Source organism: Photorhabdus caribbeanensis (assembly GCF_018448885.1).
In the GTDB taxonomy this organism is placed as follows: domain Bacteria; phylum Pseudomonadota; class Gammaproteobacteria; order Enterobacterales; family Enterobacteriaceae; genus Photorhabdus; species Photorhabdus caribbeanensis.
Map to the genome: position 1 here is coordinate 1 of NZ_RCWB01000066.1, position 6,694 is coordinate 6,694.

Annotated in this window: 7 protein-coding genes; 5 read left to right on the forward strand and 2 right to left on the reverse strand. The window is 48.6% G+C overall.

What is annotated here, in order from left to right; translation table 11 throughout:
* The 3 genes from tnpC (EAE90_RS22490) to EAE90_RS22500 all read left to right on the forward strand — a co-directional run.
* A partial coding sequence (tnpC, locus tag EAE90_RS22490) for an IS66 family transposase (protein WP_214055363.1) occupies positions 1–1,376 on the forward strand: 1,376 nt, incomplete at its 5' end.
* Between the two features lie 171 nt (positions 1,377–1,547).
* Positions 1,548–2,615 (forward strand): RHS repeat domain-containing protein, encoded by a 1,068-nt coding sequence (locus EAE90_RS24070; protein ID WP_246551082.1) that lies wholly within the window; start codon positions 1,548–1,550, stop codon positions 2,613–2,615.
* The gene (locus EAE90_RS22500) at positions 2,584–3,633 is read left to right on the forward strand and encodes a hypothetical protein (RefSeq protein WP_214055364.1); all 1,050 of its coding nucleotides are present in this window, start codon (positions 2,584–2,586) and stop codon (positions 3,631–3,633) included. The genes EAE90_RS24070 and EAE90_RS22500 overlap by 32 nt, the downstream gene beginning before the upstream one ends.
* Before the next feature lie 277 nt (positions 3,634–3,910).
* Here the strand turns inward: EAE90_RS22500 and EAE90_RS22505 are convergent, their stop codons facing one another.
* Positions 3,911–4,108 carry a DUF7706 family protein gene (locus EAE90_RS22505; protein WP_214055365.1) on the reverse strand — a complete coding sequence of 66 codons (198 nt, stop codon included), beginning with the start codon at positions 4,106–4,108 and terminating at the stop codon, positions 3,911–3,913.
* Between the two features lie 86 nt (positions 4,109–4,194).
* Between EAE90_RS22505 and EAE90_RS24355 the strand changes: the two genes are divergently transcribed.
* A complete protein-coding gene (locus EAE90_RS24355; protein ID WP_339921762.1) occupies positions 4,195–4,863 on the forward strand; it encodes an RHS repeat domain-containing protein in 669 nt (222 codons plus the stop codon).
* Between the two features lies 1 nt (position 4,864).
* The gene (locus EAE90_RS22515; RefSeq protein ID WP_040154707.1) at positions 4,865–5,191 is read left to right on the forward strand and encodes a hypothetical protein; all 327 of its coding nucleotides are present in this window, start codon (positions 4,865–4,867) and stop codon (positions 5,189–5,191) included.
* Between the two features lie 127 nt (positions 5,192–5,318).
* On the opposite strand, the gene tnpC (EAE90_RS22520) is transcribed toward EAE90_RS22515, so the two are convergent.
* On the reverse strand, positions 5,319–6,694 hold a 1,376-nt coding region (gene tnpC / locus EAE90_RS22520; RefSeq protein WP_214055366.1), incomplete at its 5' end, for an IS66 family transposase.

The window sequence follows — 6,694 nt, forward strand, 5'->3', positions numbered from 1 at the left end:
GTTTTGGCGCGCACAGCGAAACCCTGCCTGCCGGTCCCAAACGCAGTCAGTTTGAGGAAGATGCCGATACCGATATCGCGGTGCTGGAAACCCAGCTGTCACGCCTGCATATCAAGGAAAACGCGACCCCGGTCCAGCCTAAACGTCAGCCTTTGCCGGCGACTTTACCCCGTGAAGATATCCGGCTGGCGCCGGAGACGGAGAGCTGCCCGGATTGCGGTTATGCCCTGCGCTTTTTGCGTGATGAAATCAGTGAGCGACTGGAATACCGTCCGGCCACGTTTATCGTCCGGCGCTATCTCAGCCCGCAGTCCAGCTGCGCGCGCTCTCAGTGTGTGCATGCCAAAGCCCACCCCGCCCATCTTATTGAAAAGGGCCTTCCAGAGCCGGGGTTGCTGGCTCAGGTGGTGGTCGCCAAATATCGTGACCACCTGCCGCTCTACCGTCAGCAGCAAATCTATGCCCGCAGCGGTGTAACCCTGGCCCGCAGCACCCTGTCGGACTGGGTGGGGCAGGTGGCTGTGGCGTTGCAACCGTTAGCCGATGCCCTGAAGCAGACGCTGCTGACGTCCCCGGTGCTGCATGCCGATGAGACGCCGTTGCCGATACTGGCCCCGGGAAAAGGCCAGACCCAGCGGGCTTACCTGTGGACGTCTGTCACCGGCCCCGATACCTCGCCCGCAGTCGTGTACTATGAGCTGCATCCCGGCCGCAGTGGCCGTTATGCCCAGAGCCTGCTGAAAGACTGGTCGGGCGGCACGTTGGTGACGGATGATTATGCCGGTTACAACGCGCTGCATGCCCGGGCGGATATCACCGAAGCGGGTTGCCGGGCTCACGCCCGCCGCAAATTCTTTGACCAATACAAAGCGAGCCAAAGTCCGGTGGCGAAACAGGCGCTGGATGGCATTCGCGACCTGTACAAGCTGGAGCGAAAAATCAAACACCGGCCGCCGGATAAACGGCGTCAGTGGCGGCAGCGTTATGCCCGGCCGTGGCTGAATGAGTTCCGGTCCTGGTTGCAGACGATGCAGACCCAAACGGCCCCCAACTCTGGGTTACGCAAAGCGATAGATTACACGCTGAAGCGCTGGCTGGCGCTGGTGTGTTATCTGGATGACGGCCGGGTGCCGATAGACAACAACCGGGCGGAGAATGCGGTCCGGGGTGTGGCACTTGGTCGAAAGAACTGGCTTTTTGCGGGCTCGCTCTGCGCGGGGCAACGTGCCGCCATGATAATGAGCCTGCTGGAAACGGCCAGAGCCAACGGACATGAGCCCTGGGTCTGGTTGCGTGATGTCCTCAGTCGCCTGCCTGTCTGGCCGAACAATCGGTTGAATGAGCTGCTCCCCTGGCCTGAGAATCGCTTTGCTTAAAAATCGCTTTTTTTGTCAAGGTGAGATGACCGGAGTATTACTGATGAAACGGGGTACCCGTCAAGACGGTTTGACGGGGTGCAGGAGATTATGGGGGAAACCCTCTATCAGGAGGGCCACCGCCTGAACTGAGTGGGCTCGCACCGGTTTGTTTACGACCGGGTCGGCCGCATGCAGGAGAAACAGTTTTTAGCGGAAGGGTGTCGGCTGGCGCTGACGAAATACCGGTGGAACAGCCAGAATCAGCTAACCGGGCTGATTACCCCGGACGGGATAGCGTGGGAATATCGCTATGACGCCTTCGGACGGCGGACAGAAAAACGGTGTATCCAGAGCGGTAAGCGGACCACGTATGTGTGGGATGGCGACGTGCCAGCAGAAATCCGCGAATATCAGCACGGCCGGCTGAAAATGATCCGCCATCTGGTGTTTGACGGCTGGGAACTGGTGGCGCAGCAGACGCAGCAGTTTACGCTTAATCTGGACAACCGGGTGGAACTGATGGCCGGGGAAGTGGAGACTCAGTATGCGGTCAGCGCCCCGACCGGCGAGCCGCTGGCGCTGTTCGACCCGACGGGTAAACGGGTGTGGCGGCGGCCGAAGCAGTCCCTGTACGGGCTGCGGCTGGGCGGATACGGCGAAAACCCGCAACTGGACCCGGGCCTGAGATTCGCCGGACAACTTTTTGATGAAGAAAGTGGTTTATTTTATAACCGGTTCCGCTATTATTTGCCGGAAGCGGCGTGCTACCTCAGCCCCGATCCAACCGGCCTCTGGGGTGGTGAGAATACCTATAGCTATGTGCAAAATCCTACCGGATGGATTGACCCGCTCGGCTTGAAGCAAGACGAAATCATTCGGTACATGAGTCAACTAGAGGCTCAACGTTCAATGGCAGCCAGAGGTGGAAAAGGGGGGCTTATTCCTCATAAAGACGGCGAAAAAGCTGTTTGGGTAAACCACGATAGCAACCCAGGATACAACCCGGGCAAAGAAAAATATCGTGCGGTTATTACTGTCAAACAAGATGGTGTAGATATACTTAACAAGCATACAGATATAGCTAAAGTCGATTATAAAGAAACAGGACTTAAAGATGGAGTTCTATCAAAAATTAACGAACCTAAAGCAAAAGGAATAGGTTTTAAAATTTTGGATAAATTCAACGCAACTATTAAATCAATTCAAATAGAAACCAGAGGAAAAGATGGTAAGTGGAAAAAATGTCCGAAACCATAAAATGAATATTTATGATATATTCTCGTACAAACTAGAAAACTTTCTTAATGTCAGATCCTGTAAGAAAGAGTTTGATGATCTCTTCTATATAGAAGATGAAGAAGATGTTTTTTTGATTGGAGCGAAAAAAAGTAACGGTAGTACCGTTAATTTTATTCGCTGGCATGACCTTGTATCATTGAAAAAATTGAAGAAAAAATTTATTGAGAAAGGGTTCAATGAGGTGGAATATGAATCGATCATATTAATACTTTCCAAATTCGCCTATCTGTTTCAAATTAATAATAGAGAAAGAATGAATCAGGATTTATTTATATTTTATTATGTCCTGCAATTAGCTTGTTGTAATGGCGATCATGACCATAGTATAGATGATGAAACAAAAAATTTTATGTTTCGTTTTCTTCTTTTTGAATTAAGCATGGATTATGACTCATATACGAGATTTAAAATTGAGGAGGGTGATATATTCTTTTATTCTCATGATGGGGAAAAAACCAAACTTTCCAGTGTGATAAATCTCATATATGACACTTTGCAGGAGGAAGAAAATAAAGAGTTAAACTTACTACTTTTGATTAAAGAATTTCAATTAGATGTAATTGATTTACTGACAAAACCAAGAGATATAGAAGAGGTTGTAAAGTTAAATGATTATAACTTACATTTAATAGATCCTTCTGTTTTTGTGAAGACCTATAAAAACAACTATAAAAAAATAGTATCGTCATTAGTGGAAGTGACAAATAAGTGGCAATCTACCAATAATTTATTTATATCTAATATGATTATTATGAATTATTCATATTATATCTTGAGGGATAATTCAATGAATATCATGAAGCTAAAGAAAATTATTAAAGATGATAGAATATTCTCAGATATTTTAACAGCAATAGTAAAAAGGAACTTTCATGTAAAAGAAGAGTTCTTGTTTAAAACGGAGTTACAAAAATATATTAAAAAACCAACAAAAAATGAAGCCTTTTTTTATAATATAATATATAGCCAACAATGAGTTGATTTATTTTATGGCTGGCTCGCATAAAAATAAAAGGTATTTTCATTATACGAGACAGCCATTATTACTAACAAGATGAAAATATTGACCTATATATTAAATATATAATTTAAAATCACAAAAATATAAAATAAATAATAAGATAAACAAAGAAATAATACAGAAAAATATAAAATTCATAGTAAATATATATATAAGCTACATTTAAGATATTTTATTCTGTTTTATCTCTGAAACAGTAAAAAGCCGGAATCGCTTCCGGCTGGCTTCTTTCTTACCGTGGAGAATATCCGTGATACGCCAGTATCGACTGGAGCCGCCCTATCGCAACCTTGATAACCCAGGCTTCCGTGTCATCAACCGCACAGGCGCGTATCTCCACCCAGTTCAGCCGCTTAACCAGTTGGGCTAAGGCCAGCGCTTCAAGGTGGGTTAACTGAATGTCCTGCAAATGTTCAATGGCTATTGTCATCTCATGCTTTCCCCTTAACCCGCAAAATTGGTTATTAGCGCCCCGACCGGCGAGCCGCTGGCACTGTTCGACCCGACGGGTAAACGGTGTGGCGGCGGCCGAAGCAGTCTCTGTATGGCCTGCGGCTGGGCAGACACGGCGAGAACCCGCAACTGGACCCGGGCCTCAGATTTGCCGGCCAAATTTTTGATGAGGAAAGTGGTTTATGCTATAACCGGTTCCGCTATTATTTGCTGGAAGGCTGTTGTTACCTGAGTGCCGACCCGATTGGGTTAGAGGGAGGCGCTAACCATTATGCCTATGTGGAAAATCCGACATCTTGGTTTGATCCTTTGGGATTGACTCCAGAAAAAGGAATAGCAACTGTGTTGTGGCATGATAATCGAGGCCCCGGTAATAGTTTTGGACATTATTCAGTAAAGATTGAATTTGGTGGTCAAACAATACATACACATCAGTTTGGTGGACTCGGTCCAAATGGGCCATCACAAACAAAAATCAGTACGCGGGGGATACAAAATGTCCCTGTTGATAAGATAGGTGTATTTGAATTACCAAATGGAAAAGCTGCATTGGATTTCCAAAAATCTGTTCTAGAAAAAGTAGGACCGCTGTATGACACAAAAACGAGAAGTTGTGTGACCCATGTTATGGAAGTATTAAAGGCAGGAGGAATGGATGTTCCCAATGAAGCAGGGGGACAGTTTAAATTCTTGTTGAAAAATATGAAAAAATGCCAAAAACCAGGAGAATAATATGTTTTTATATTGTGATAAACATGACATGCCGCATACTTTTTCTGTTTCTAAACGAATTGCAGAATTAATTGATCGCAGAGAAAGTATCCAGACAAAAGATATAAAAAAAATATATATAGATTCGGTAGAAAATTCCAGTGAAATATGGATTGATAATGATATGTTCGAAAAATACTTTCCTAACGTAACTGAAAACAAGGTTATTTTGAAAGATAGACATAAGCATCTTCATGAAATGAATGACAGGTTATTAATCAAAGAGATTGATAGGGAAATATTTTCAGTTTGTAGGAAATGTCTTTTAGAATGTTTATGTGATGAATGACTCTTTATTAATACATTAACTTTATTATAGATATAAAAAAGCCGGGAAGATCCCCATGATCTTCCGGCTTTTTAGTAATGTTCCGGTGGACTCACCTTGCGTTGTCAGATAACAACAAAATGGGATGTTAACGGAAGGGATTCTCAGGCCAGGGCAGCAGCTCATTCAACCGACTGTTCGGCCAGACAGGCAGCCGACTGAGGACATCACGTAACCAGACCCAGGGCTCATGTCCGTTGGCTCTGGCCGTTTCCAGCAGGCTCATTATCATGGCGGCACGTTGCCCCGCGCAGAGCGAGCCCGCAAAAAGCCAGTTCTTTCGGCCAAGTGCCACACCCCGGACCGCATTCTCCGCCCGGTTGTTGTCTATCGGCACCCGGCCGTCATCCAGATAACACACCAGCGCCGGCCAGCGCTTCAGCGTGTAATCTATCGCTTTGCGTAACCCAGAGTGGGGGGCCGTTTGGGTCTGCATCGTCTGCAACCAGGACCGGAACTCATCCAGCCACGGCCGGGCATAACGCTGTCGCCACTGACGCCGTTTATCCGGCGGCCGGTGTTTGATTTTTCGCTCCAGCCTGTACAGGTCGCGAATGCCATCCAGCGCCTGTTTCACCACCGGACTTTGGCTCGCTTTGTATTGGTCAAAGAATTTGCGGCGGGCGTGAGCCCGGCAACCCGCTTCGGTGATATCCGCCCGGGCATGCAGCGCGTTGTAACCGGCATAATCATCCGTCACCAACGTGCCGCCCGACCAGTCTTTCAGCAGGCTCTGGGCATAACGGCCACTGCGGCCGGGATGCAGCTCATAGTACACGACTGCGGGCGAGGTATCGGGGCCGGTGACAGACGTCCACAGGTAAGCCCGCTGGGTCTGGCCTTTTCCCGGGGCCAGTATCGGCAACGGCGTCTCATCGGCATGCAGCACCGGGGACGTCAGCAGCGTCTGCTTCAGGGCATCGGCTAACGGTTGCAACGCCACAGCCACCTGCCCCACCCAGTCCGACAGGGTGCTGCGGGCCAGGGTTACACCGCTGCGGGCATAGATTTGCTGCTGACGGTAGAGCGGCAGGTGGTCACGATATTTGGCGACCACCACCTGAGCCAGCAACCCCGGCTCTGGAAGGCCCTTTTCAATAAGATGGGCGGGCTGGGCTTTAGCATGCACACACTGACAGCGCGCGCAGCTGTACTGCGGGCTGATATAGCGCCGGACGATAAACGTGGCCGGACGGTATTCCAGTCGCTCACTGATTTCATCACGCAAAAAGCGCAGGGCATAACCGCAATCCGGGCAGCTCTCCGTCTCCGGCGCCAGCCGGATATCTTCACGGGGTAAAGTCGCCGGCAAAGGCTGACGTTTAGGCTGGACCGGGGTCGCGTTTTCCTTGATATGCAGGCGTGACAGCTGGGTTTCCAGCACCGCGATATCGGTATCGGCATCTTCCTCAAACTGACTGCGTTTGGGACCGGCAGGCAGGGTTTCGCTGTGCGCGCCAAAAC